This window comes from Roseivivax sp. THAF30 (assembly GCF_009363575.1).
Taxonomy (GTDB): Bacteria; Pseudomonadota; Alphaproteobacteria; order Rhodobacterales; family Rhodobacteraceae; genus Roseivivax; species Roseivivax halotolerans.
In genome coordinates this window covers 1,773,488-1,798,042 of the sequence record NZ_CP045389.1, presented here as the reverse complement: position 1 = coordinate 1,798,042, position 24,555 = coordinate 1,773,488, and the positions used below count along the sequence as shown (strand labels likewise).

Annotated in this window: 28 protein-coding genes; 11 read left to right on the top strand and 17 right to left on the bottom strand. The window is 59.9% G+C overall.

Features of this window, described 5'->3' with window-relative positions; genetic code table 11:
- Nucleotides 1-3: 3 nt before the first annotated feature.
- A complete protein-coding gene (locus FIU91_RS08740) occupies nucleotides 4-768 on the top strand; it encodes a MauE/DoxX family redox-associated membrane protein (RefSeq protein ID WP_172974972.1) in 765 nt (254 codons plus the stop codon).
- 21 nt (nucleotides 769-789) lie between these two features.
- On the opposite strand, the gene cueR is transcribed toward FIU91_RS08740, so the two are convergent.
- Nucleotides 790-1,188 (bottom strand): Cu(I)-responsive transcriptional regulator, encoded by a 399-nt coding sequence (cueR, locus tag FIU91_RS08735; protein WP_038008399.1) that lies wholly within the window; start codon nucleotides 1,186-1,188, stop codon nucleotides 790-792.
- A 12-nt stretch (nucleotides 1,189-1,200) separates the two neighbouring features.
- Nucleotides 1,201-3,711, bottom strand: coding sequence for a heavy metal translocating P-type ATPase (locus tag FIU91_RS08730; protein WP_152449575.1), 2,511 nt, complete (start codon nucleotides 3,709-3,711; stop codon nucleotides 1,201-1,203).
- A gap of 152 nt (nucleotides 3,712-3,863) precedes the next feature.
- Here FIU91_RS08730 and FIU91_RS08725 point away from each other — a divergent pair, with 152 nt between their 5' ends.
- Nucleotides 3,864-4,064 carry a heavy-metal-associated domain-containing protein gene (locus tag FIU91_RS08725; protein ID WP_007803412.1) on the top strand — a complete coding sequence of 67 codons (201 nt, stop codon included), beginning with the start codon at nucleotides 3,864-3,866 and terminating at the stop codon, nucleotides 4,062-4,064.
- 42 nt (nucleotides 4,065-4,106) lie between these two features.
- Here FIU91_RS08725 and FIU91_RS08720 read toward each other — a convergent pair whose 3' ends face one another.
- The 7 genes from FIU91_RS08720 to FIU91_RS08690 all read right to left on the bottom strand — a co-directional run bounded on the left by FIU91_RS08720 (nucleotide 4,107) and on the right by FIU91_RS08690 (nucleotide 9,669).
- Nucleotides 4,107-4,838, bottom strand: a complete 732-nt coding sequence (locus FIU91_RS08720) for a DsbA family protein (protein WP_009807488.1) — start codon at nucleotides 4,836-4,838, stop codon at nucleotides 4,107-4,109.
- 1 nt (nucleotide 4,839) lies between these two features.
- Nucleotides 4,840-5,322: a cytochrome c gene (locus FIU91_RS08715; RefSeq protein WP_007803408.1), complete on the bottom strand. Its 483-nt coding sequence runs from the start codon at nucleotides 5,320-5,322 to the stop codon at nucleotides 4,840-4,842.
- Nucleotides 5,319-6,713 carry a multicopper oxidase family protein gene (locus FIU91_RS08710; RefSeq protein WP_152449572.1) on the bottom strand — a complete coding sequence of 465 codons (1,395 nt, stop codon included), beginning with the start codon at nucleotides 6,711-6,713 and terminating at the stop codon, nucleotides 5,319-5,321. Before FIU91_RS08710 ends, FIU91_RS08715 begins: the two co-directional genes overlap by 4 nt.
- A gap of 43 nt (nucleotides 6,714-6,756) precedes the next feature.
- Nucleotides 6,757-7,674, bottom strand: coding sequence for a cytochrome c (locus tag FIU91_RS08705; protein ID WP_092813071.1), 918 nt, complete (start codon nucleotides 7,672-7,674; stop codon nucleotides 6,757-6,759).
- Nucleotides 7,675-7,676: 2 nt separating this feature from the next.
- Complete coding sequence (locus FIU91_RS08700; RefSeq protein WP_092813068.1) at nucleotides 7,677-8,249, bottom strand: cytochrome c; 573 nt, start codon at nucleotides 8,247-8,249, stop codon at nucleotides 7,677-7,679.
- A gap of 372 nt (nucleotides 8,250-8,621) precedes the next feature.
- Nucleotides 8,622-9,080: a cytochrome c gene (locus tag FIU91_RS08695; RefSeq protein ID WP_121068480.1), complete on the bottom strand. Its 459-nt coding sequence runs from the start codon at nucleotides 9,078-9,080 to the stop codon at nucleotides 8,622-8,624.
- Nucleotides 9,081-9,108: 28 nt separating this feature from the next.
- Nucleotides 9,109-9,669: a L,D-transpeptidase gene (locus FIU91_RS08690; protein WP_152462195.1), complete on the bottom strand. Its 561-nt coding sequence runs from the start codon at nucleotides 9,667-9,669 to the stop codon at nucleotides 9,109-9,111.
- Between the two features lie 200 nt (nucleotides 9,670-9,869).
- Here FIU91_RS08690 and FIU91_RS08685 point away from each other — a divergent pair, with 200 nt between their 5' ends.
- Nucleotides 9,870-10,127, top strand: coding sequence for a DUF2933 domain-containing protein (locus FIU91_RS08685; RefSeq protein WP_254702078.1), 258 nt, complete (start codon nucleotides 9,870-9,872; stop codon nucleotides 10,125-10,127).
- Nucleotides 10,128-10,410: 283 nt separating this feature from the next.
- Nucleotides 10,411-12,540: a protein-disulfide reductase DsbD gene (locus FIU91_RS08680; protein WP_152462194.1), complete on the top strand. Its 2,130-nt coding sequence runs from the start codon at nucleotides 10,411-10,413 to the stop codon at nucleotides 12,538-12,540.
- Nucleotides 12,541-12,568: 28 nt separating this feature from the next.
- Here FIU91_RS08680 and ccmI read toward each other — a convergent pair whose 3' ends face one another.
- From ccmI to FIU91_RS08645, 7 genes are all read right to left on the bottom strand, one after another.
- Complete coding sequence (gene ccmI / locus FIU91_RS08675; protein WP_152462193.1) at nucleotides 12,569-13,720, bottom strand: c-type cytochrome biogenesis protein CcmI; 1,152 nt, start codon at nucleotides 13,718-13,720, stop codon at nucleotides 12,569-12,571.
- On the bottom strand, nucleotides 13,717-14,190 hold the full coding sequence (locus FIU91_RS08670; RefSeq protein WP_009807484.1) for a cytochrome c-type biogenesis protein: 474 nt from the start codon (nucleotides 14,188-14,190) through the stop codon (nucleotides 13,717-13,719). The genes ccmI and FIU91_RS08670 overlap by 4 nt, the downstream gene beginning before the upstream one ends.
- Nucleotides 14,187-14,753 carry a DsbE family thiol:disulfide interchange protein gene (locus FIU91_RS08665; RefSeq protein ID WP_009807483.1) on the bottom strand — a complete coding sequence of 189 codons (567 nt, stop codon included), beginning with the start codon at nucleotides 14,751-14,753 and terminating at the stop codon, nucleotides 14,187-14,189. Before FIU91_RS08665 ends, FIU91_RS08670 begins: the two co-directional genes overlap by 4 nt.
- A gap of 8 nt (nucleotides 14,754-14,761) precedes the next feature.
- On the bottom strand, nucleotides 14,762-16,762 hold the full coding sequence (locus tag FIU91_RS08660) for a heme lyase CcmF/NrfE family subunit (RefSeq protein WP_092813053.1): 2,001 nt from the start codon (nucleotides 16,760-16,762) through the stop codon (nucleotides 14,762-14,764).
- A gap of 65 nt (nucleotides 16,763-16,827) precedes the next feature.
- Nucleotides 16,828-17,133 (bottom strand): SHOCT domain-containing protein, encoded by a 306-nt coding sequence (locus tag FIU91_RS19660; RefSeq protein WP_254702077.1) that lies wholly within the window; start codon nucleotides 17,131-17,133, stop codon nucleotides 16,828-16,830.
- Complete coding sequence (locus FIU91_RS08650; protein ID WP_152463694.1) at nucleotides 17,069-18,535, bottom strand: ATP-binding protein; 1,467 nt, start codon at nucleotides 18,533-18,535, stop codon at nucleotides 17,069-17,071. Before FIU91_RS08650 ends, FIU91_RS19660 begins: the two co-directional genes overlap by 65 nt.
- On the bottom strand, nucleotides 18,535-19,257 hold the full coding sequence (locus FIU91_RS08645; RefSeq protein ID WP_152455322.1) for a response regulator: 723 nt from the start codon (nucleotides 19,255-19,257) through the stop codon (nucleotides 18,535-18,537). The genes FIU91_RS08650 and FIU91_RS08645 overlap by 1 nt, the downstream gene beginning before the upstream one ends.
- 188 nt (nucleotides 19,258-19,445) lie before the next feature.
- Between FIU91_RS08645 and FIU91_RS08640 the strand changes: the two genes are divergently transcribed.
- The 7 genes from FIU91_RS08640 (at nucleotide 19,446) to FIU91_RS08610 (ending at nucleotide 24,076) form a co-directional block, all read left to right on the top strand.
- Nucleotides 19,446-19,919 carry a rhodanese-like domain-containing protein gene (locus FIU91_RS08640; RefSeq protein WP_152462192.1) on the top strand — a complete coding sequence of 158 codons (474 nt, stop codon included), beginning with the start codon at nucleotides 19,446-19,448 and terminating at the stop codon, nucleotides 19,917-19,919.
- 88 nt (nucleotides 19,920-20,007) lie between these two features.
- A complete protein-coding gene (locus FIU91_RS08635; RefSeq protein WP_012187040.1) occupies nucleotides 20,008-20,445 on the top strand; it encodes an ion channel in 438 nt (145 codons plus the stop codon).
- Nucleotides 20,446-20,606: 161 nt separating this feature from the next.
- Nucleotides 20,607-21,056 (top strand): DUF6010 family protein, encoded by a 450-nt coding sequence (locus tag FIU91_RS08630; protein ID WP_012187041.1) that lies wholly within the window; start codon nucleotides 20,607-20,609, stop codon nucleotides 21,054-21,056.
- Between the two features lie 3 nt (nucleotides 21,057-21,059).
- Nucleotides 21,060-21,722, top strand: a complete 663-nt coding sequence (locus FIU91_RS08625; RefSeq protein WP_092813037.1) for a TVP38/TMEM64 family protein — start codon at nucleotides 21,060-21,062, stop codon at nucleotides 21,720-21,722.
- A 1-nt stretch (nucleotide 21,723) separates the two neighbouring features.
- On the top strand, nucleotides 21,724-22,710 hold the full coding sequence (locus FIU91_RS08620; RefSeq protein WP_012187043.1) for a cation diffusion facilitator family transporter: 987 nt from the start codon (nucleotides 21,724-21,726) through the stop codon (nucleotides 22,708-22,710).
- Nucleotides 22,711-22,770: 60 nt separating this feature from the next.
- Nucleotides 22,771-23,379: a sterol desaturase family protein gene (locus FIU91_RS19655; protein ID WP_254702076.1), complete on the top strand. Its 609-nt coding sequence runs from the start codon at nucleotides 22,771-22,773 to the stop codon at nucleotides 23,377-23,379.
- A 244-nt stretch (nucleotides 23,380-23,623) separates the two neighbouring features.
- Nucleotides 23,624-24,076, top strand: coding sequence for a DUF411 domain-containing protein (locus FIU91_RS08610; RefSeq protein ID WP_152462191.1), 453 nt, complete (start codon nucleotides 23,624-23,626; stop codon nucleotides 24,074-24,076).
- Nucleotides 24,077-24,081: 5 nt separating this feature from the next.
- Here the strand turns inward: FIU91_RS08610 and FIU91_RS08605 are convergent, their stop codons facing one another.
- Nucleotides 24,082-24,537 carry a Crp/Fnr family transcriptional regulator gene (locus FIU91_RS08605; RefSeq protein ID WP_254702075.1) on the bottom strand — a complete coding sequence of 152 codons (456 nt, stop codon included), beginning with the start codon at nucleotides 24,535-24,537 and terminating at the stop codon, nucleotides 24,082-24,084.
- Nucleotides 24,538-24,555: the final 18 nt, after the last annotated feature.

Sequence of the window (24,555 nt, the reverse complement as noted above, 5' to 3'; positions counted from 1 at the left end):
GACATGCCCCGCGACACAGACAGTAAATCCGCGCAGCTTTATCGCATGGTCATGCCGGGCCATGTCTGCCCCTACGGTCTGAAATCGAAAGACCTGCTGGAGCGGCAAGGCTTCGAGGTGGAAGACCATCCGCTTGACACCCGTGAAGACACCGATGCTTTCATGGAGAAGCACGGGGTCGAGACGACGCCGCAGACTTTCATCGGGGACGAACGGATCGGCGGTTACGATGATCTCAGGGTGTTTTTCGACATTGACCCACCCGAGGAAGAGCAAAGCGACACGACCTACCAGCCGGTCATCGCGATCTTTTCCGTTGCCGCGCTGTTGGCATTGGGCCTGTCTTGGCACCAGTACGGGTCGGTCCTTACCTTGCGGGGGTTCGAATGGTTCATTTCGCTGTCCATGACCATTCTCGCGATCCAGAAATTGCAGGATGTCGAAGGGTTTTCGACGATGTTCCTCAACTACGATCTGCTGGCGCGCAAATGGGTGCGATACGGCAAGGTCTACCCGTTCGGCGAAGCGTTGGCAGGTGTCCTGATGACTGCCGGCGCGCTGCTGTGGCTCTCGGCGCCTGTCGCCCTGTTTATCGGCACGGTAGGCGCTGTCAGCGTGTTCAAGGCTGTTTATGTCGACAAGAGAGAGCTGAAATGCGCCTGCGTCGGCGGTGACAGTTCCGTCCCGCTGGGGTTCATTTCGCTGACGGAAAACCTGATGATGATCTTCATGGGTATCTGGATGCCGGTCCGCGCGATCTGGTTCTGAGGTACAGCCCCTTCTTGCCTGTCACTTGGCCAACCGCTCCGGCGACAGATCCTCGATGATGGGGCAGTCGGGCCGGTGATCCCCGGCACATTTTTCCACCAGTTCGGCGAGCGTCGCGCGCATGGATTGCAGTTTCGCGATCTTTTCCTCGATCTGGCGCAGATGGTCTTCCGCAACCGCCTTCACTTGCATGCTTTCGCGGTTTTCATCCTCGTAGAGCGACAGGAGCGTCCTGCAATCTTCGATGGTGAACCCCAAGGCCCGTGCGCGACCCAGAAACGCCAGCTTGTGAACGTGGTTCTCGGTGAACGCGCGATAGCCGTTCTCGCTACGGTTCGGGCGGATCAGACCGATGTCCTCGTAGTAGCGGATCGTCTTGGCGGGCACACCCGATTGTCGGGCAACGTCTCCGATGTTCATGTCGGACCTCCGTTATTCTGCTGGAGCAGGAGTGGCGGCTGCCATCTCTGCCGGGATTGCGCGCTGCTCGTCCATCGCAGGCGCGATGCGCCGCAGCCGCAGGGCATTGGTCAGGACAAACACCGAGGACAACGCCATCGCACCCGCCGCAAGGATTGGTGACAGGAGCAACCCAAAGGCCGGATAGAGCACCCCGGCAGCGACCGGAATAAGTGCCACGTTGTAGGCAAAGGCCCAGAACAGGTTCTGCCGGATGTTGCGCATGGTCCGCCGCGATACTTCGAAGGCGTTCACCACGCCGCGCAAATCGCCCGACATCAGGACGACATCCGCAGATTCGATGGCCACATCGGTGCCGGTTCCGATGGCGATGCCCACATCGGCATGCGCCAGCGCCGGGGCGTCGTTGATCCCGTCGCCGACAAAGGCGATGCGCTTGTTCCCTTGGCGCAAACTGTCGAGCGCCGCAACCTTGCCGTCCGGCAGGACGCCGGCGATGACGTGGTCGATACCGGTTTCGCGGGCGATGGCTTCGGCGGTTTCGCGTTTGTCGCCGGTGATCATCGCAACCGCAAGACCCTTTTCGTGCAGCGCTGCGATGGCTGCGCGGCTTGCCGGTTTGACCGGATCGGCCACGCCGATCACGGCGGCGACACGCCCATCTATGGCAGCGTAAAGCGCCGTGCGACCCTTGCTTGCGATCTTCGTTTCCTCTGGAGCCAATGCCGAGACGTCAATGCCTTCGCGCGCCATGTAGCGGTCGGCCCCAACCAACACCTCCACGTCTTCGACCACGGCGCGCACGCCGTAACCTGTGACCGATTGAAAGCCTTCGGCCGCCACAAGAGGTGCGCCCTCGGCCCGCGCGGCCCGCACGATGGCGTCCGCGACAGGATGCTCGGAGAGCGACTCCACGGCAGCGATCTTCGAGAGCGTTGTTGGGCGATCGAACCCTTCCGCCAGCACAAGGTCAGTCAGTGCGGGTCGCCCCTCGGTCACCGTGCCTGTTTTGTCGAGGGCGACCACATCAACGGAATCAAGTTGCTGCAAGGCGTCACCTTTACGGAACAGGACACCCATTTCCGCAGCACGTCCCGTCCCGACCATGATCGAGGTCGGCGTCGCAAGCCCCATCGCGCAGGGGCACGCGATGATGAGCACCGACACACCGGCGACCAGCGCCATCGTCAGGGCCGGATCAGGCCCGAAAAACAGCCAGACCAGCACGGTCGCCGCCGCGATCGCCATCACGGCAGGCACGAACCACAAGGTGATCCGGTCGACCAATCCCTGGATCGGCAGTTTGGCGCCCTGGGCCTCTTCGACCATGCGAATAATCTGCGCCAGGGTCGTGTCGGCGCCGACCCGCGTGGCGAGGAACTGCAGGCTTCCGGCGCCGTTGACCGTCCCGCCGGTCACCGTATCTCCGGCACCTTTTTCAGCGGGGATCGGCTCGCCTGTCAGCATGCTTTCGTCGACGCGGCTGGTCCCCTCGATGACCTCGCCATCGACCGCGATGCGTTCACCAGGGCGCACGATGACGATGTCACCCTGAACCAGCGCATCGATCTCGATCTCGACGCTTTCTCCGTCCCGCATCACGCGTGCAGTCCGCGCCTGAAGCCCTAATAGCTTCTGGATGGCCGCGCCCGTTCTCCCCTTGGCGCGCGCTTCAAGAAACCGCCCCAGAAGGATCAGAACGACGATGACCGCTGCCGCCTCGAAATAGACGGTGCGCAGCGTGTCAGGCAGGACCGACGGTACGAATGTCGCAACCACGGAATAAAGGTAAGCCGCCCCGGTGCCGACCGCGACGAGGCTGTTCATATCGGGGGCACCCCGGAACAAGGCCGGGAAACCCTTGGTGTAAAACGTCCGGCCCGGGCCGAAGAGAACGATTGTCGTCAGCACGAACTGAAGAAGCCAACTCGTCTGCTGGCCAATCGTGGTCTCGATCAGCATATGAACGGCCGGAATGACGTGGCCACCCATTTCGATCAGGAAGACCGGCAAGGCGAGGATGGCCGCAAAGGTGACCCGTTTGGCAAGCGCCTGAGCCTCTTCCTCCTTGCGCGCAACTCTGTCGTCACCGGCCTGGGCCGTTGCCACGGTTGCTGGATACCCTGCCGCGCCGCTTGATTCGATCAGATCGGATGTCGTGACAAGACCTTCGACGTAAACGACCGTCGCCGTCTCTGAGGCGAGGTTGACGTTCACCTCGACCACCCCGGGCACCGCGGCAAGCGCCTTATCGACCCGCCCGACGCAAGAGGCACAGGACATCGCTGCAATCGTGAGTTCAGCCCTGGCCTTCCGCGCGGGGTAGCCCAGCTCGCGAAGGGATTCGATGATGTCGGGAATGCGCTTGAGCGCGTCCACGCTCATGCGAGCAGTTTCCGAGGCAAGGTTCACCGACACATCCTCTACGCCGTCGATTGCATTCAATGCGCGATCGACCCTGCCAACGCAGGACGCGCATGACATGCCTTCGATCGGCAGGCTGATCTGTTTGGGTTCGGGCATATGTGTCACCTGTTTTTCCATTCGAAGTGGAATGTGAGGCTTCCAGTTACTGGAGGGTCAATGGGAGGGCGCCAAATAAATTTCTTCACTTGACCTTCCAGCGGGGGGAAGCCCCATGTCACCGATAGAAATCAGATCAAGGAGTGGTTCCGATGAAGTTCAGCGTTCCGGACATGAGCTGTGGGCATTGCACCGCAGCAATCGAAAGCGCGGTGAAGAGCGCAGATCCGAATGCAGGCGTAGAATGTGACCTTTCTGCCCGACAGGTGCATGTCGACAGCGTGTTACCAGCCGATCAGGTCCAAGCGATCATTCGGGATGCGGGCTACAACGTGGAACCTGCGGCCGCTTGATGCAGTGCCTGGACCACCCAAGGGTGGTCCGGGCACAGAATTTCAGTCTTCGACTTTGCGGGCTTCCTCGACCAAGTCGGCAAGCTGCGCCTTTTCGACGAAGCCCGGGACCAGCGCATCCCCGATCACGAAAGACGGCGTGCCGTTAAAGCCCAGAGCTTGGGTCAGTTGCATGGAGGTCGCAATGTGCTCTTCGACCTCGGGGGCCTCCATGTCCTTGCGCAACTGCGCGATATCCAGGCCGATCTCCTCGGCCACGCGCAGCACGGAGGCCTCTTCCGCGCGGCCTTCCAGCCCCATCATTGCCCAGTGAAACTCTTCGTATTTGTCCTGCTTGCGCGCTGCCAAAGCCGCTTTCGCGGCAAACACCGATCCGTCTCCGAGAATGGGCCATTCACGATAGACGAGGCGAATGTTGGGATCGTCTTCGATCAAAGCCCGCACCTCGGGTTTGACCCGCCGACAATAGGGACAGTTGTAGTCGAAAAATTCCACAACAGTGACGTCCCCTTCCAGGTTGCCGAGAACCGGCGCATTCGGATCATTCTCGATCAGATCGCGCTGGTCATTCAGAACTTGGGCCTGACTGAGCTCCTGCGCTTGCGCCTGCCTTTGTTCAAGGATGGCGACGGCCTCCATGACAATCTCCGGGTTCTCGCGGATTGCCTCGAGCACAAGTTCCTTGACCCGCGACTCTGACAGTTCGTCCGCGAGTGCCGGTATCGGAAGCAAGGCAGCTATCGCGACCGTCGTGAAGGCTTGTCTGAAACGCATTTTAGTTCTCTCCCCGTTGTTCGTCGGCTTCTGTCCGCGCGGCTTGGACTTCGCGGATGCGGTCTGGCCAGGTGGACCGGATGAAGGCCAGGATGTTGTGAATTTGCTGGTCGGTCAGCACGTCTGCGAAACCGGGCATGCCACTGTCGAATTCGACGCCCTGACGCGCCAGAAGCGCCGCACCCCCCAGTTTTGTGTAATCGAAGAGCAGGCTGTCAGGATGATGCCAGGTGTGACCCGTCTCATCATGTGGTGGTGCTGGCAGGCGCCCATCCGCGCCGGGCGTTCGCCATTCCGGCTGGCCTTCCAGACCCGCGCCATGACAAGACGCACAGTTTTCTGCGTAAAGCAACGCGCCTTCTTCGATGTCGTAGCTCTCCGCCCTGGACGCGCTGCCGACATCCGAGGATGCACTGGTCGAGAGCCAATACGTGAAGGCGGCTGCTGCGACAGTGATCGGAAGGGACCAAACGAGATATCTCATGTGACCCGTATCCAGGTTGTCATGCCAGATGCGGCGTGGCTGAGCATGTGGCAATGGAACAGCCACTTGCCGGGATTGTCTGCCGTAAAGGCGATCTCCCGGGACTCGTTGCCGGCCAACAGGATCGTGTCCCGCATCGGCCCGAACGCGCCGTCGGGGCGCAGCTCGCGGAAATGCATCCCGTGCAGGTGCATCGCATGTGGGAAAACGGTCTGGTTCTCGATCTTCAGGCGCACCGGCTCGTTCAGGGATAGATCGGCCAGTGGCGTGTAGGTCATTTCGGCGACATCATTCAGGGCCCAGAATTTGCCCGCTTGGGCAAGCTGACGGAATCCAAGACGTTCCCCGCCAAGCAATGCGGACTGCATTCGCCCCATTGCCCCGCCGGACATGACCAGTCGCAAATCACGCGCATCGGCAAGGTCCGGGGCGTGTGCCGCGGGGTTCGGCGGCAACGGCAGTGGCTTGCCTCTTGGTACTGAACTGGCTGTGCCGTTGACCAGAAAACTCACCAACGGGGTCAGTTGATCATCATCGCCGATGCGAAGCAATTGGGCGGTGCCGCCTTCGCCTTCGGTCACATCCACAATTAAGTCGACGCGCTGTGCCGGGCCGAGGATCAACTCGCCGTCAACCGACTGGGGTTGGCCGGTTGGCATTCCATCCACGGCCACCGTCCAGCCACTGAATCCAGAGAGCCTCAGCGGGAAAATTCGAGCGCTTGCTGCGTTGATGATCCGCAAGCGAATGCGTTCGTTGCGCTTCGCGGGCAAGGTCAGGTCATAGCGCCCATTGGTCGTGATAAAGTTGCCGATGCGTCCACCGTGGCTCATCATCATAGGCTGTTCGAAATTGTCGAACAGCTGCCCGCTCTCAGGGTCGAGCAACCAGTCCTCCAGAACGATGACTTCCTCGCGGTCTATGTCCGGTCCATCGACCTCTTCGACGATCAAGGCACCGCGCAAACCACGCGCGACTTGCTCGTATGAGCGATTATGCGCGTGATACCAATAGGTGCCCGCGTCCGGTACGACGAAGTCGTAGTCAAAGGTTTCACCTGGTGCCACGGCTTTCTGGGTCAGTCCTGAAACGCCATCCATCGCGTTATCGATCCGGATTCCGTGCCAGTGAACCGAACTGGGATCGGGTACCTCGTTGCGAAACCTGCGACGCACCCGATCGCCTTGTGTGACCCTGATTTCCGGGGCCGGAACGAGGCCGTCATAGCCCCAGATCTCTGTTTCCGGGTAGGTGTCCGGAAGAAGCTGTCGACGTGCAACCTTGGCAATCAGGTCCTCGAACGGGGTCGCGGCAAAAGCCGACTGCGGGATGGCCGCCGCGCAGGCCGCCAGTGTTGCATGGCGCAAGAAATCCCGACGTGTTTGTCTCATTTCGATCCTCGAGAAAGCGGGGGCGTGTTGCCCCCGCGTGGTGTTAGTTCGACGCGGGGTTCTCCGCCTCGACCGTGTCCTTGTTCAGCAGGAAAAGCGCCATCGCTTCGCGATCGGCAGGTGTCAGAAACCGAGTTCCCTCGCGAACCACTTCCGCCATGCTGCCGCCGAAAGCATCGCCCGAAGGGGTGATGCCGGTCTGGAGCGCATAAGCGAGGTTTGAAACCGTCCAGTCATTTTTGACCAGGTCTTTTGGCCGTATCGCGGGGGCCTTGCTGCCACCGGGAAGCTGGGCGTTGCCTGCAAAGGAAGCACCGATATCGCGGCCTCCCGCAAGATTGCGCGGCGTATGGCAGGCTCCGCAATGTGCCGCACCGCGCACCAATTCCCGTCCTCGATTCCATGCGTCGCTTCGCCCTTCAATCGGTTCGGTATCCGGATCGTAGAAGAACGCCGCTCGCCAGAGCTTCAGCCCCCATCGTTGGTCGAATGGGAAGCTGACATCATTTTCTGGTGCAGGCTCGTCCACGGGCGGCACGGTTTGAAACGCCGCCCAGAGGTCAGCGATATCCTGATCAGAAAAATCCGCATAGAAGGTGTACGGGAAAGACGGATAGTACGGCGTTCCATCGGGGCCGATGCCTTGCCGCATGGCTTTTGCGAACTGTTCTGCCGTCCATTCGCCCATGCCATGTTCCGGGTCTGTCGTCAGGTTGGGCGGGTAGAACGTTCCGAACGGGGTTTCGAGCGGCGCCCCTCCGGCAAGTGGTGCGCCGCCCGCTTCAAAATTGGTATGACAGGCAATGCACCCACTGGCGCGCGCCAGATATGCGCCCCGGTCGACATTGCCCTCTATTGCAATCGGAGTCACTGCACTGCCGACAGGCCATGCAATCACGACGCCGAGGCTGGCCGCGCCCAGCACGGCGGCCCCGCTGACGAGTGTCAAGAACCGGCGCATGGTCAGTCTTCTTCCGCCCGGAAGCGTTCATGGCATGCGGAACAGACCTGGGTCGTCATCGCGAATGCTGCGTCGGCGGGCATTTCGGCAATGGCGGCCGCATCCATCATGTCGCCTCCGCCCATCATCGTGCTCCCGCCCATCATGGACCCACCGCCCATCATCGAGGTGCCACCCATGGAGGTATTGCCGCCCATGCCGCCCAATCCATTGTCGGCTGCGCGTTCCAGGCCTTCGGAATATTCTTCCAGCTGACTCGCCAATGCTGCGAAGCGGTCCCAGTCGGTCCACACCTCGTCTTTGGCTTCCGAGGGCATGCCCCCTGTGCCCTCAGGGAACAGGTTCGTCATGCTCTCACCGGCGTGCTGCTGGAACAGGCGCGCGGCATCGCGCACTGTTTCTGCGTCATAGGCCGTTTCGCCCCTCATCATCGGGGCCACGGTCTTGACCGCCTTCCCCATTGCAAGCATGGCGTCCATGCGCTCTTTCACGATGCCGGTGGCACCGCTATGCGCGAATGCCGTGACCGCAGTACCTGCAATCAACACTGCCGCTACGATAGTCGTCTTTTTCATGTCTTCGATCCTTCTTTGGGTCTGCTTTTCGAGCGATGTGAAATCAGACCCACCGTCGCGGCGGTGGAGGATCGCTGGTGGGGCGCAACTCGGTTCGTTGGGTCGCGCCGTCTTGCATGACGGCCTTCAGAAACTGAGGCTCGTAAACCACGTTTGGCTGGAGCAACACCATTGCCGTGACAGAACAATCGAGTCCCGGATGACAGTGGCCAGAGGCCTCGTTCGTTGATGACCCTACATCTTCGTGAGCGTGAAATTCTTGCGCCAAGGACGCTTCACCATGAAACGCTGGCGCCTCAGGCACTCCGAGAACCACTAGGAAAAGGCCGGAAACGATCGACAGAATCCATCGGTTTGTCTTCGACCAACGCATCAGTCAATCCCGTTGGCCCGCTGTATTTCGCGGACATAGGCGGCAACCATCTTGACGTCTCCCTGGGTCAATCCCTCGATCCGTGGCATGTTACCGAAATTCCAGTGATGCGCACGCACGCCATTTTGAGCGGCCAAAACAAAGGCCATGTCCGAATGGTGGCTTGGTTCGTAGATCTTGTGCACAAGAGGCGGCGCTACACCGTTTTGACCGGCAGCATTTTCACCGTGACACTCAGAACACTTTGCCTCGAATATGCTCTTTCCAAGCGCCGCCTGTTGCGAGAGTTGGGAAGGCAGCTGGACCTGAACGATCGGGCCGCCTTCAGCGATCTCACTTGTGTCGGGTGGCGTCATGGAGTGGCCAACCGCTGTATCTTCCGCTCCAACGAACTGCCAAACGGCAAAACCCCCGCCGATAACAAAAACGGCACCAATCAGCGCAGTCAATTTGTCCATGCCTGTATCTTCCGCCTTGCCCGTTGGGTCAGATGAGTTTGACTTGAGTGCCGACAGGTGCCCGCTCGTAGACTTCCTCGATCTGTTCGTTGAACAAACCGATGCAGCCGTTTGACGACCGGCGGCCGATCTTGCGCGTGTCCTGTGTCCCGTGAATACGGTAGTACTGCCACGACAGGTACAGTGCGCGAGTACCCAAGGGGTTGTCCGGATCACCCCCCTCGATACGTGCCGGCCATTCCGGATTGCGTTCCCGCATGGAGGGCGTCGGCGCCCAACTGGGGTTTTTGCGTTTTTCCACCACTTCGGTGTAACCGCGTTTGGTGAGTTCGTCGGTCAGCGGAACGGATGTCGGGTAAATCCGCATCTCGCCGTCCGCTGTCCAGTGCTGTAGCGCCATCGTCACGGTGTCTGAGATGATGATCCCTTTGCCGAGCGTGTCGAAATGGTCTTGCCAGTCATGAACTCGGAAAGAAGAAATGTTGCGGCGAATGGTTTCGGCTCGAACCACGCTTGGTGCAACCAAAGCGACAGCCGCATACTCCAACAGGCTTCGTCGATTGATCTTGTTGTTTCGCGATGTCGTCATGACACACTCCTAGCCTACGGTTTGTACATGTCTTTTACGGGAGACCCGGCATCAGGCAACCTGACAAGGCCGCGAGAAGTGTATCCATTTGTATCCTTGACCTTACCCTGCTGGAGGGTCGCAAATGACGCCGGGAACGAGACAAAGAGGGTGTCATGGACCACCACAGCCACAGAAAAAAGCCGATCACGGACAGGCTCATGCATTATGGTATGATGGCGTGTTGCGTCGTCATGCTGCTGCCCGTTGCGGGGTTTTTTCTTGCCGGCGGCACATTGGCGGGCATGTGGGGCAATGCAGCGGCTTTCGCCCCGCTCCTGCTGTGCGTTGGGGCGCATCTCGTGATGCACAAGTTCATGGGAAAATCGTGCCATTCCGACAAGGCAAAGGATACTATCGAGGAAACGACCGAGCCCATAACCTCCGCGATTCCAGTCGTGGTCCGCGACAGGCCGTGATGTGCGCGGGAAGGTACGCGTAGGCGCGTTGCTGTTGTCGGGTTTCATGCTTGGGGGATGTGCAGGAAGTCTTGAATACTGCTCGGATCGCGGCGCTATCGTGTCCACGAAGCAAGCGTCAGACCTTCTGCCGGATGGGTGTCGAACCCTTTCATCTTCTGCGACTGGCGTTGCGCGAATTGTCTGTGCGGACGGTCGTCAGGGTTTTGCCACAGGTGGACTTTGACGCAATTTCCGCCGTCCTGGCGAAATCTGCGGAAAATATGGGAAGGAAGCAGGTATCTTGATCGATTGCCTTTTGATCCTGCGACGGGTTTTGCTTATTCCCTTCGTGCTCCTGGCCGTTGTCTCTGGAAGTGTCGCGGCAGCAACCTCTGCTGAATACCAGAGCGCGCCACTCACCGCGCATCTCATTAGTGTACAGGACGGCGTTCCCGAGAACACACAGACTCTGTCAGCCGGGCTTCACCTTCAACTGAACGAAAACTGGAAGACCTATTGGCGGTCGGCGGGCGAGGTGGGAATACCGCCTTCGGTCGAATGGAGCGGTTCCGAAAACGTCGCAGATGTCGAATTCATGTGGCCCGCCCCGACGCGCTTCACAGCCTTCGGCATCGAAAATTTTGGTTATGCGGGTGAAGTCGTCTTTCCGCTGCGCATAACGCTCAAAGATCCCGGCGCACCTGTGACTCTTTCCGCGCAGGTCAAACTGCTGGTGTGCTCCAATGTCTGTGTCCCGGAAGAGTTTGACCTGTCACTTCGCCTCGGACGGGGCAACGTCATCGACAGCACTTCGGCTGGGCTGATCGGTACGTTTTCCGAGCGCGTCCCCGAAGGGGCCAAGACGAGCGGCGTCAGCGAGGCAAATGCCTTCATCGACGAAGACCTCACGGAGTTGATCGTCAGCCTTCGCGTCGATGAACCACTCCAGTCGCCGGATGTGTTTCCCGAACTGGGTATGGGTGTTGCGCTTGGCAAACCCGATATCCGTTTGGGAGAAGAGGATCGTTTGCTTTGGGCGCGCTTGCCGATCCTCTCGTCGAATACGGATGTGACAGTGGCTCCGTCGATTACCGTCACCGACGGCGAGAACCGGGCCTTCACGATCATCGCGGATCGCGTGGCGCAACGAATAGCACCACCCTTTGAACTGGCCGCCACGACACCGGACATGATGGAACTGATCTGGATTGCCGCGATCGCGCTGCTGGGCGGATTGATCCTGAATGTGATGCCCTGCGTGCTGCCGGTGCTGTCCATCAAGGTGTCGTCTGTGCTCAAACACACCGATCACGACACAACCCGTGTCCGGTTCGGTTTCGTCGCTGCCAGCGCCGGCATCATGACGTTCATGTGGGGTCTGGCGCTCGTCCTCTGGGCGCTCCAGACGGCAGGCCTCAGCGTCGGGTGGGGTTTGCAGTTTCAAAGCCCGCTGTTTCTTGCGGCGATGATCGCTGTCCTGCTCGTCTTTTCGGCAAATCTGTTCGGAGCGTTCGAGTTCGCCCTTCCACACGGCATGCAGACGCGGCTTGCAGGGGCCGGAGGACGCAACGGGTATTCCGCCGACTTTTTCACTGGCATGTTCGGTGCCGTCATGGCGACGCCTTGTTCGGCACCGTTCCTCGGCACCGCGGTGGCCTTTGCTTTGGCCGGGCGTGGCGTGGACATCCTCATCGTCTTTACGAGCCTCGGGCTCGGCCTCGCCCTGCCCTATCTCGTCATCGCCGCGTTCCCGCGTCTGGTCGCATTCATGCCCAAGCCTGGTCGATGGATGCTGATCATCAAAAGCGTCATGGGGGTTTTGTTGCTTGCAACCGCCGTGTGGCTGTTCTGGGTGCTCGACGGTGTCGCCGGGCTTGCGTCTGTCATCGCGGTCGCGGCGTTGTCCGGTCTCGCCGTTCTGATACTATCTCTCCCGAATGTGCAGTCCCAATTCAGGTGGTCTATTGCCATAGCCAGCCTTGTCCTGGCCATTGCCGCAGGTCCTCTCTTGCAGCAATCAGCACCTGCGCGTTCGACGCCGCAGTTGGCAATGGCTTGGATCGCATTTGATCGTTCGGAAATAGCGAAACGCGTGTCCGCAGGAGAGGTCGTTTTTGTCGATGTGACCGCTGACTGGTGTCTGACTTGCAAAGCGAACAAGACACTTATCATCGATCGGGAGCCAGTCCGGAGCGCGCTTGAAGCGCCTGGAGTCACGGCGATGCAGGCAGATTGGACACGCCCGGACACGCGCATTTCCCGCTACCTTGAGAGTTTCGGCAGATACGGCATCCCCTTCAATGCCGTCTACGGACCATCGGCACCGAACGGCATTGTGCTGTCCGAATTGCTAAAAACCGAGGACGTGATGAACGCCTTGGCGCAAGCCAGTGGTCGGGATGTTTCCGCAAAGGTTGCCGGACAGGAGTGACCTGCTCGACCGGGACACTGAGCAGTAGTCAGCCGCCGAGCCGCTCAAGCGCGGCACGGACCGCCGCACGCCGAGGATCACTGGCGGGCTGCTGCTCCAACAGCGCTTCAGCCTTGCGGTAGGCCTCAACGGCGCGATCGGGCTCCTGAAGGACGGTATAGGCATTTGCCAGCCGCATCCAACCATCCAGATCGTCCGGTTCATCCTCAAGACGCTCGGCCAGCCGCGAGACCATCGATCGGATGAACTCCGCGCGATCCGCGTCATTCATCTCCGACGCCGCCGCGACATCTGCGGCACTCGGGCCTGGTTGCGACGTCGGCCCGCTGGGTAGATTGACGACCGGAAGGTCAGCTGCCGCTGCAATCCGGTTGATCTGCGCTGCATAGGTCTCCATCCAGGGAACGTAAGCCTCTTCCTGATTCAGTCGTGAAACAAGCAGATCGTAGGCCTTACGCGTCTCTTCTTGCTGAAGGTAATACAGAGACTCGAAGTAGGTTGCCGCAGGATTGGATGGGTCAAGGTCCAAAGCGCGATCAATGGCCAATTTCGCCCGTGGAATAACAACGCCGTCATTGGCAACCGCGACAGCCTCTGCCAGCATGGAGAATGTCGCGGAGGTGGCATCCTCCCGTTCGGCAACGACTTCGAAGGCTTCGACGGCATCGGCTGCTCTGCCCGTGCGCTGATAGGTCTGGCCCAACAGCATCCACCCTTCGCTAGGGCCGCCGGTCGGATCGAATACAAGCCTTTCGCGAAGTTGTATTGCCAGCGCCGTCACTTCATCAGTCTGTGCCCGCTCCTCTGCACGGGCAGCGAAGGCCATTGAAGGAACCTCCGGCGATCCCATCGTCAGATAGTAGCCCGCGGCAATAACCGGCGCGAGGACCGCCGCGACAACGAGAGTGACTCTGCCACCATTACGGGATGATCCGGCTTTTTCTTCCGAATTGCGGGTCGTCGCGAGGATCCGTTTCTTGATCTCGAGTCTGGCTGCTTGAGCTTCCTGTTCAGAAATCAAACCGCGGTCCATGTCTCGTTGGATTTCCCGCATCTGATCGGCGAGGATCGCCGGTACCGCATCCCCTCTGGTGAGAGTGTTCGATTTGGACAGCAGCAGCGGGTAGAGGACAATTCCGATTGCGACCAGCGTCAAAAGAACGAAAATACCCCAGATCATGACGCATCCCCCGCTTCGTTTTGCCTGAGAATTTCGGACACGGTGTTCTCATCCTCCGAGCCCAAGTCTTCAAATGCCTCTTGCTTTCGCCGACTCATCAGTAGCCCGCCACCAACGAAAACCCCGATCAGAACGAAAGCGATCGGAGCGAACCAAAGCGCGTAGGTCGCAGGCTCCAGAGGCGGTTTCAGCAGCACGTAATCCCCGTACCGCGCCCGTATGTATTCGATCACCTCCGCGTCGCTGTCTCCAACGACCAGGCGCTCGCGTACGAGCAGACGCAAGTCCCGCGCCACACCCGCGTTCGAACTGTCGATGTCCTGGTTCTGACAGACGACGCATCGTAGATCCTTGGAAATCTCCCGCGCACGCTGTTCCAATACCGGGTCGGTCAGCATTTCGTCCGGTTCCACCGCATTGGCGGCAAAGGGAAGGAGCCCGATGCAAAATGCGAAAATCAACTGTCTCATGAACCTGCTCCATTTGGCAGTGCGCCTGCCTGCTTCAGGGCTTGCGTGAACCGTTCGACGGCGTCCGGACCCACGACCGGCCCGACATAGCGAAACAAAACGGTGCCATCGCTATCGACGATGAAGGTTTCCGGCACGCCCGACAGGCCCCATTCGATCCCGGTCCGGCCCGACAGGTCGGACCCGATCCGCTCGTAGGGATTGCCGAGGTCATTGAGCCACTTCACGGCATCCTCAGGTTTGTCTTTGTAGTTTATTCCGAACAACCGCATGCCGTCTCGTTCGACAAATCTTGTCAACACGGCATGTTCCGCGCGGCAGGGCACGCACCAGGACGCAAAGACATTGACCACGACCGGTCGTTCGTTGCCGACAAGATCGCTTCGGGCCAGGCCGGGTGTCTCCAACCCCGGCACGGGATCGAGGTCGAACGCCGGGGCCGGTTGCGAGATCAGGACGGAAGGGATCTCGTTGGGATCCCGGTCGGGATTGAGCCCCCAGAGAAAAAACCCACCGAATATGACCGCCGCAATAAACGGCAGCCCGGCAATGAGACGTTTCATCTTCTCTCCTACTCGGCAGGAACGGCATCGGTGGCTGGCTGTTTGGCACGGCGCGGCGCCCCGACCCTCAAACGGCGATCCGACAAGGACAAACAGCCACCGATCACCAGCAGGATCGAGCCGATCCAGATCAGGTTGACGAGCGGTTCATAGAGGATCCGAAGGGTCCATGCTCCGGCGTTGTTCACTTGATCGGAGGCTGGCGTTGCAATCGACGTATAGAGATCACCCGCCAATGTGGAGCGGATGGCCGACTCCGTCGTCTGGCTTTCCGCGACCGGGTAATACCGCCGTTCCGGGAAAAGTGTCGTGACCAATTCGCCATCCCGACGCACCACAAGGGTGCCGCGATCCGCGATGTAGTTCGGCCCTTGAACCTTTGCGGCCCCTTCGAAGGTGATGTCGAACCCGGCGATCGTGACTTCGGTCCCGGGGGCGGCAAAGACGATCTCCTCACTCTTCCATCCGGTCGAGCCGATCATCCCCATCATCAACACAGCGACGCCGGCATGGGCAAGCGTCATACCGTGAGAGGCGCGTGGCAGGTTGCGCACGCGTCTCGCGCTCTCTGCAAGGGAAACCTCGAACAGACGGATGCGTAGCGCCCATTCCCGCAGGGTCGCAAAAAGCAGCCACGCTGCGCCGAGGATGGCAAGATAGGCCATGATCGGCCCACCGTTCAGAAGATACCATGCGGCCAAGGCTGCAATGACCGCCAGCACGGCCACGAATTGGATGCGATCGAGCAAACCGGCGATATCAGCCCGCTTCCACGACAGGAATGGACCAAGACCCATGAACACGACCAGTGCCAGCATCATCGGAATGAAGGCCGCGTTGAAGAAAGGTGGACCGACCGAGATCTTGTCCCCGGTGACAGCCTCCAGGATCAGTGGATAAAGCGTCCCGAACAGAACGGTTCCCGTAGCGGCGGCCAGAATGAGGTTGTTCACGAGCAGCCCGGCTTCGCGGCTGATCGGGCGAAACAAACCACCCGGCTCCATTTCGGGCGCCCGCCAGGCGTAGAGCGCCAGCGACCCACCGATGGACACCGCGAGTAAACCCAGAATGTAAACTCCGCGCTCTGGATCGACGGCGAACGCGTGTACGGATGTAAGCAGGCCTGACCGGACGATGAACGTCCCGAGAAGTGAAAGCGAGAAAGTCAGGATGGCAAGCAGGATGGTCCAGCTTTTGAACGCATCGCGCTTTTCCGTGACGATGGCCGAATGCAACAGCGCTGTGCCCAGAAGCCAAGGCATGAAGCTTACATTCTCGACCGGATCCCAGAACCACCAGCCGCCCCAGCCCAGTTCATAATAGGCCCACCAAGACCCGAGGGCGATACCCGCCGTCAGGCTGATCCAGGCGGCCAATGTCCATGGCCGGACCCATCTGGCCCAGGCCGGATCGACGCGACCCTCTATAAGAGCCGCAACGGCGAAGGAAAACACGATGGAGAAGCCGACATACCCGAAATACAAGAGCGGCGGGTGCATGGCGAGACCCATGTCCTGAAGCAACGGGTTCAGGTCATTGCCGTCGAGCGGCGGCGGAAACACCCGCTCGAAGGGGTTCGACGTCAGCAGCAGGAAGGACAGGAAGCCGACACTGATCCACGCCTGCACCGACAAGGTGCGCGCCTTGGTCTCGGCGGGGATGTTCGATCCGAACCAGGCGACGCCCGCGCCGAACACCGCGAGGATCAGAATCCAGAGCAGCAGCGAACCCTCATGGCTGCCCCAGGTCCCGGCCACCTTGTAGAGCATCGGCTTGAGCGAATGGGAATTCTCGACGACGTTCCTGACGGTGAAGTCGCTGACGATGAAGGCCTGCATCAGCGCTGCGAAGGCTATGGCCACAAACAGCACTTGTCCTATTGCCGTCGCCTGGGCGGATTTCATCCAGACGGCGTTTCCACGCGACGCACCTGCAATCGGCAGAACGCTTTGAACAAGCGCAAGCGCAAGCGCGAGGGCCAGTGCGAAGTGACCAATTTCCGGGACCATGGCGTTCTTTCCTATCCAGTGTCGGTGGGCGTCGCGTCGGACGGCTTTGGCGTCCGCGGCGGGGTCTATTCGTCGAGCCTTGCTTTGCGGCGACGGAACTCTTCTTCGTCGATTTCCCCATTCGCAAAGCGGCGCCGGAGCGCTTCCTGCGCGTCCGAGTCCGGGGGACGGGTGCCATTGTCCCGCAGCCTGAGCACCAGAAACACGATCAATGCGATCACGGCGCCCCAGAAGGCGAGCATCATGAAGCCGCCCATAAAGCCATAGCCTCCGCCCCACATGTGACCTGTCCAGGAGCCTGGACCATCAGCTCGCGCCATGCTGGCGGGCAAGCTGGCCAGCAACGTTGGAATGAGCGTTTTCAGTTTCATCTGTTTCTCCTTCGATTAGTTCGCTTTCATCCAGTGGGATGGTGACAACAGCGCGCAAACCCGCGCTGTTATGGTTGACCAGCTGGATATCGCCGCCATGGGATTGGACGATTGTCCTCGCGATCGAGAGCCCAAGCCCATAACCGCCCGTTTCCAGAGACCTCGATTGCTCGAGGCGATAGAAGGGATCGAAGACCTTTTCCAACTGGTCGACGGGAATGCCGGGCCCATTGTCATCGATGTTGAGTACGAGGTTCGAACCGTGGGTCGCCCAGCTGACATTTGCGGCACCACCGTAGCGAACGGCGTTCTCAAGCAGGTTCCTCAGCGCCCTTCGGAACGCGTTGGGTCGAAGCCGCACGGCAACATCATCACTCGGGGCAAAGGTGCAGTGTGCCGCCATATCGCTGCACAAGCTGTCCAGAAAATTGCGCAGATCGACCACTTCGGCACCTTCGGATCCGGTAAGGCCCCGTGCAAAGGTGAGCGTCGCTTCGACCATGCTCTGCATCTCTTCGACCGATGCGATGAGGCTGTCCCGCGTCTCTTCTTCGTCAACCAGCTCCGCGCGGACACGCATAGCAGTCAACGGCGAGCGCAAATCGTGACCAAGCGCTGCGAGCATCCGTGTCCGATCGCTGACAAACCGGGTCAGCCGTCGTTGCATGCGGTTGAAGGCGACGGTCAGATCCTTGACCTCGGTCGGCCCCGCGACGGTCAATTCACCCACATCCTCGCCCCGGCCAAGATGGTCCGCGGCCTTGGAGAGGTGCCGCAAAGGACGCGTCAGGCGCGTCATGACAAACCAGAAGATCGCCACCAGGAGCAGTCCGGCGGAAATTCCAAAGGTCAGCATCGAATAGAAAGGCCATTGGATTGGCGGACGCTCGAACCGCGTTCCGACATTCAGCCAACGCGCTCCCTTGATGGCGATCGACAGGTTCATCTCAACCGCCGTCAACTCTCCGCGCATCATCGCGAGATGCATTTCCGTCATCTCGTCCGAGAGATTGGGAAGGGGCCGCAACGCGCCCTCGACCTCGTGCAGTTCAACGCGAATATCCCGGCTGTAGCTATCGCCCAGAAGCGCGCGTATGCGTCCTTCCACGATGCCGCCATCCGAATGACCGGTGTGTTCCACGCTCGGAACGTCCGACAGATCAAACCGGATCAATGGCGAATTCGCCGCGCGGAGGATCGAGTCCTGCAACTCCGGCGGGGCCTCCTCGATCAACCGCGCGACATTTGCTGCGCGACCGGCGGCCTCGAACCCCAATGCGGCACGAATCGCAAGGGTGCGCTCGTCAGCGAACAGGAACAGGCTGATCGCCTGGGCCACGACAAGTGCCGCGACCACAAGCAGGATCAACTGGCCGCTCAGAGACCTCATCGCACGGCGCATCACGGCGCATCCTCGACATCGGCAGCCAGACAGTATCCGCCGTTCCGCACCGTTTTGATGACACTGGGCCTAAGTACATCCGGCTCGATTTTGCGGCGGAGACGGCTGATCTGATTGTCGATGGTTCGATCCATCGGGGCTGCCGTCCGCCCAGCGGTCAGGTCAAGCAACTGGTCACGGCTGAGCACCATCCTAGCGCGTTCCAGCAGGACCGCCAGCAATTTGAACTCGGAGGTCGTCAATGGGGTCTCGGTGGTGGACTCGTCAATCAGCACCTGCCGGTCGGTATCCAGTATCCAGTGCGCAAAAGAGACTTTCCTCCCAGCGAGGCTTCCGGCCACAGGTTCGTCGCGGTTGCTTCTCCGAAGAACCGACTTGATGCGGGCGAGCAGTTCTCGTGGATTGAACGGCTTGGCGAGATAATCGTCCGCACCGATTTCCAGACCCACGATCCGATCCGTTTCCTCACCAAGCGCCGTCAGCATGATGATCGGAAGATCACCCTCTGGCGCAAGTCTGCGGCAAACCGACAAACCGTCCTCGCCCGGCATCATGACATCGAGCACGAGGAGGTCGAAGTGACCGGTGGCCAGCTTGGCATCCATCTCCACGGCATCCCTGGCGACGGTCGTGCGCATTCCGTTCTTCTCCAGGAAGCGCGCGACGCTTTCGCGTATCTGAGCGTGGTCGTCCACGATAAGGATATGAGGTGGCGGTCCCATGGCGTCCTTCCTAGATCATCGTTGCATTCTGTTTCATGGGCAGAATTGTAGCCGTTTGTATCAGGTCAGTCCCTTGCTACAGATGGATACAAATCTGTGCCTGCACCGTGTCGTGCTCCCGGGTAGCGTCGCGCGTGTGTTATGTGACCTTTGGGATCGCAACCGATCAAAGGATGAGGTTTTCGAATATGGCTCTTGATTTGAACCGGCGCCGTTTCGTTCTGGGTGCTCATATGACGGTGCTGACCGTCGCGGCGTTACCGCTGTTGGCGCAGAGCCGATCTGTCTGGTCGGCAGAGAATGCCTTTGACGCGCTTCTATCGGATACGGCGCGGATCATCGATGTCAGAACGCACAAAGAGTGGCAAGAAACCGGCGTAGGTGCTGGTGTATGGCCGATAGGCATGCACGCGTCCGGTTTTCCGGACCGATTGTTCAGGGCCAAGGAACTGAGCGGTGATCGCACTGTTGGACTGATCTGCGCCACTGGCGGACGCTCCGCATCGCTGCTTCGAGCGTTGAGACAAGCTGGTTATTCGGGCTACGCCGATATCTCGGAAGGGATGTTGGGATCAGGCGAAGGGCCTGGCTGGATCGCATCGAACTTGCCGACCGTTCCGGTGGATGTCGCCCTGAACGGGTTGCCCCCCGCGTTGGCCTGACCAGTGAAGAATCAATTGGTCCCGTTGTGCTAAAAGCCTGATGTATGGTCAAATTGACCTGTTTGAACAGGAAGACGGGTTTGGGTGTATGACCGAGTTGATGGCTATGTTTGTCGGAATATGCGCGGCGATCGTGATGGGAATTGTCCATCATTATGCGTTGTCGGGCATTCTGAAGTTTTCCCCGCAGCGGTCGGATGGCTCCGGCTTTCGGATCATCCTGACGTTTTCCGCGTTGCTGTTGCTGCACGTATTGGAACTTGTGACGCTCGCCGTGTTCAACACGATGGTGGTGGCAAGCGTTCTGCCGCAATCGTTCAGCAACAGCCCGCCGATGTTTCAGGATGTTCTCTATGTTACGGGCATCTCGTTCTCGACCCTTGGCTATTCGTCCATAGAGGTGGTCGGGCCCTTTCGACTGTTGCTGATGCTGCAATCGCTTTTGGGCTTCATGTTGCTGACCTGGTCAGCGACGTTTCTTTACTCAGCCTGCCAGCAAGTCTGGCAGAAGGCGAAAGATGACTGAAAATCGCCACGCGCGTCGGACATGAGCTTGGCGTCAGCGTCAAATACGTCCTGATATCGGTCCTTTGACCTCACCGTGGAACGGTTGAGTGAGCGCTGCGTTGCGCGCGTGGATGAATAGCCCTTGACCTTCCAGTTGCTGGAATCCCTAGGTACAAAGCCATGGCACAGATTTTCGAAAAGACAGGCGATCACGTATCGCACCATCGACACGGGGATATCTTGAAATCTCCCGTATGGGTTGGTGTGTTGTTTGTCTTGCTCACAATGCCGGCTCACCTGTTTTTGGATGAAAAGAGCTCGATAGCTCTTGCTTCGATCACGCTTGCTTTGATTGGCGGTGCCTATATCGGCTTTGGCGCCGCGGACGGCAGAGCGCGCGTGTTCTGGGCAGAGCTCGCCGTCGCCCTTTTGTTCGGCTCGGCAGCCTTTTTGGGGCTGATATGGCATTGGGCTTTCCTTCCCTTGGGCTTGGCCCTGCACGCCCTTTGGGACATGTCACACCACAATTCTTATCGTCTCGCCCGGATTCCGAACTGGTATATTCCATTCTGCGTGGCCTTTGACCTTTTGGCAGCGACGTTTTTCGTTCTGCTCTATGCCGTGTTTTGATCCATGATGATGCGCATCCTTCTTATTGCGGTGTTCCTGATGGGAGTCGTCGCATTGGCCTTCCCGGACGTCCTTGGCGTTGACATTCGCCTGCCTGATCGCGCGGAAATTGACCGCTGGATCGAGGCGGCAGGTCTTGCCGGACCAATTGTTATCGTGGCGCTTATGACAATCGCTATCGTCGCAAGCCCCCTGCCCTCGGCGCCGATCGCACTCGCCGCCGGAGCGGCTTATGGGCACACGTTCGGGACACTCTTTGTCGTTCTTGGCGCGGAACTCGGTGCGCTTGCCGCTTTTGGTCTGGCCCGCGGTCTCGGTCGTCCCTTCGTTGAGCGTCATCTCGGTCAGAAGATTAACACAGGCCTGTTCGGATCGCAGAACACTCTGACCTTCTTGGTCTTCGGCAGTCGCCTGCTGCCGTTTCTGTCCTTCGATATGATCAGTTACGCCGCAGGTCTGAGCAAGCTGCATCTTTGGAGGTTCGCGCTGGCCACGATGGCCGGGATTATTCCAGCGAGTTTTTTGCTCGCTCACATGGGCAACCAGGCGATGAACGGAGATGCCCGCACTGCCACATGGACCGCGCTTGCGCTCGGTGGCTTTACCGGCCTGTCGGTTCTCTTCGCCGCGACGCGAAAGACCGGTACACAAGGGGAGGAGAGCTGATATGGCCAGTCATTCTCACGCCGGGCACATGCCGAGTTCCGGCAAGGCCCTTGTGATTTCGGCCTGGCTCACCGGCGTCTACTTCGTGATTGAACTGGCCGTCGGGCTCTGGACTGGCTCGATTGCCGTCCTGTCGGATGCGTTTCACACCCTGTCGGCGGTTGGCGGCGTTCTCGTGGCCATCACCGCGCAGCGGATTGCGCGCCGTCCAGCGGATTCGACGCGCAGTTTCGGATGGTACCGCGCCGAAATCATCGGGGCGCTGGTGAATGGCGGCTTTCTTCTCGGCATGGCGCTTCTGGTGATCTGGATGGGCGCGATGCGGCTCGGAGACCCGATCCACCTGGCCACAGGCCCCATGCTTTGGGTCGCCTTCGGGGGCCTGGTCACGGAAGTGGTCTCTCTGGCGCTGATGTGGCAATCGAGCAAGGACGATCTGAATGCCCGTGGCGCGCTCTGGCACATCATCCAGACCTTTGTCGGCAGCCTCCTGATCATCGTCACCGCCCTTGTGATCGAGTTCACCGGCTTTCTGGCGATTGACCCGATTCTCGGCATGGCGTTCGGGGTGGTTCTCCTCTGGGCCTCTGTGGGCGTAATCAAGGAAGCGGTCCACATTCTCATGGAAGGCACGCCCGAGGGAACGGATCTCGACGCTGTAACAGCGGACCTGAACGGGCAGGACGGGGTTCTGGATGTTCACCATGTGCATGCCTGGACGCTGACCAGCGGCAAACACGCGTTTTCCGCCCATATCCGCCATCAGTCACCCGCCGAGGCCGCGGATTTGCTGAACAGGGCCTATCGGCGGCTGACGGAACAGCATGGGTTTCACATGGTCACGCTGCAGCTCGAAACAGAGTGTCTCGACGAGCGCCACGCGCGGGATCTTGATATAGTCCAGATAGCGGCTGCAAAGGCTGCGCAAGAAAAGACTGATGTGCGAGATGCGCATCCGCACCCAAGCCCTAACACAGAAGGGCCGTAGACTGTGATGGACATAATACTAGCCGCAGAGCCGGAGATTCGTCTGACGGCGTTTTTGAGTGTGCTGGCCGCCATGGCGCTTTGGGAACTCGCCGCCCCGCGTCGGCGGCGTGACATTCCGCGTGTCATCCGTTGGTCGAACAACCTGGCACTTGTCGTGATCGATACCGCGATCCTCCGGTTGTCTTTCCCAATCCTGGCCGTCGGTCTGGCGGTCCTGGCCGAGGAGCGGGGCTGGGGCCTGTTCAACATTATCGAGGCTCCTTTCGGGTTGGCTGTGATCCTGTCCATGCTGCTGCTCGATCTGGCGATCTATCTGCAACATGTCATGTTCCACGCCGTCCCGGCCCTGTGGCGCCTGCACCGGATGCACCATGCGGATCTCGACTTCGACGCAACCACTGGATTACGCTTCCATCCGATTGAGATCCTCATCTCGATGGCGATCAAGCTCGCCCTGGTGGCAGCGCTTGGTCCGCCCGCCGTCGCGGTTTTGTTGTTCGAGATCATCCTCAACGCCACTGCCCTCTTCAACCATGCCAACATCAACCTGCCGAGACCGGTCGACCGGTGGCTCAGATGGATCGTCGTCACACCCGACATGCACCGCGTGCATTATTCTGTCGATCCGCGCGAAACCAACTCAAACTACGGCTTCAACCTGCCGTGATGGGACCGCCTCATGGGTACTTACGTAGCCCAGCCCGCGAAGGGCCACGAGGGAATGACGATCGGTATCGAGCAGTTTCGCACGACGCGCGACCTCTGGGTCGACAGGATGTTGATCCAGCCCCTTCGCGGGCCAGCAAGCGGACACGCCCTGGATACATCCGCCCTCACGCCGACAAGCAGGAACAGCCTACGGACTCTCGAAAACACAGTTCTAGGGTCTCGGGTAACTCAAAAAGGAACACATGATGAAACGACGTACGTTCTTGCTGGCCGGAGCGGCTGCCACACTCCCCCTGCGAGCACTGGCCAACACGGAACCGGTCATTAAAGTCCTGAAAAGCCCCACCTGCGGATGCTGCACCGCTTGGGTCGATCATGTCCGGCAAGCGGGCTTCGCGGTCGAGGCGCAGGACGTCGATCAGGATGCGCTTTATGCGTTCAAAGATCGGCTGCAAATTGCACCGGAACTTGCTGGATGTCACACGGCGGTCGTGGGCGACTATTTTATCGAGGGCCACGTGCCTGCCGCGGACATCACGCGGCTGCTAGCAGAGCAACCGATGGCGCGCGGTTTGACTGTCCCCCGCATGCCGATGAGTTCGCCCGGCATGGGCGGTCCCGGGGCCGGTGACGCTTTTGACACCTTGCTTGTTGGCTCCGACGGCGCGACCTCGGTCTTCGCGAGCCACAGCTGATCAGGTCATGGGTGCAGGTGATAGATCCCGCGGGACGGGTTCATGACCCGTCCGTCTTGCACAAGCTTTCGCAGCGCCCTGTAGGTCGCCTCATGGCTCAATTGTAACCGAGCGGCAAACTCGACGATGGAGCCTTCGAGCAAGCCTGCGATCAACCCTGCCATCACCCGGTCCTCTGCGCGCCGAATGCCGACGATCTCCAGCATCTGTCGCTGCGCCTGTATCTGTTGAGCCGCCTGACGGCCATAGGCGCGGGCAAATGCCGGGTCGGCAAAAGCGGCCAATACGGAAGCCTTGTCGATCCGGATCAGCGCCCCGGCCTCAACAATGACTGCGTCGCAATGATAGACCTCCGAAAACACCGAAGCTTCGGCAAAGCTTGTTCCGGCTTGGGCACGGTGGATGATGAACCGCTCGCCATCTGGACCGACCCGCTCGAGATGCACGCGCCCGGTTTGCACGACATAGAGACCGTGGGT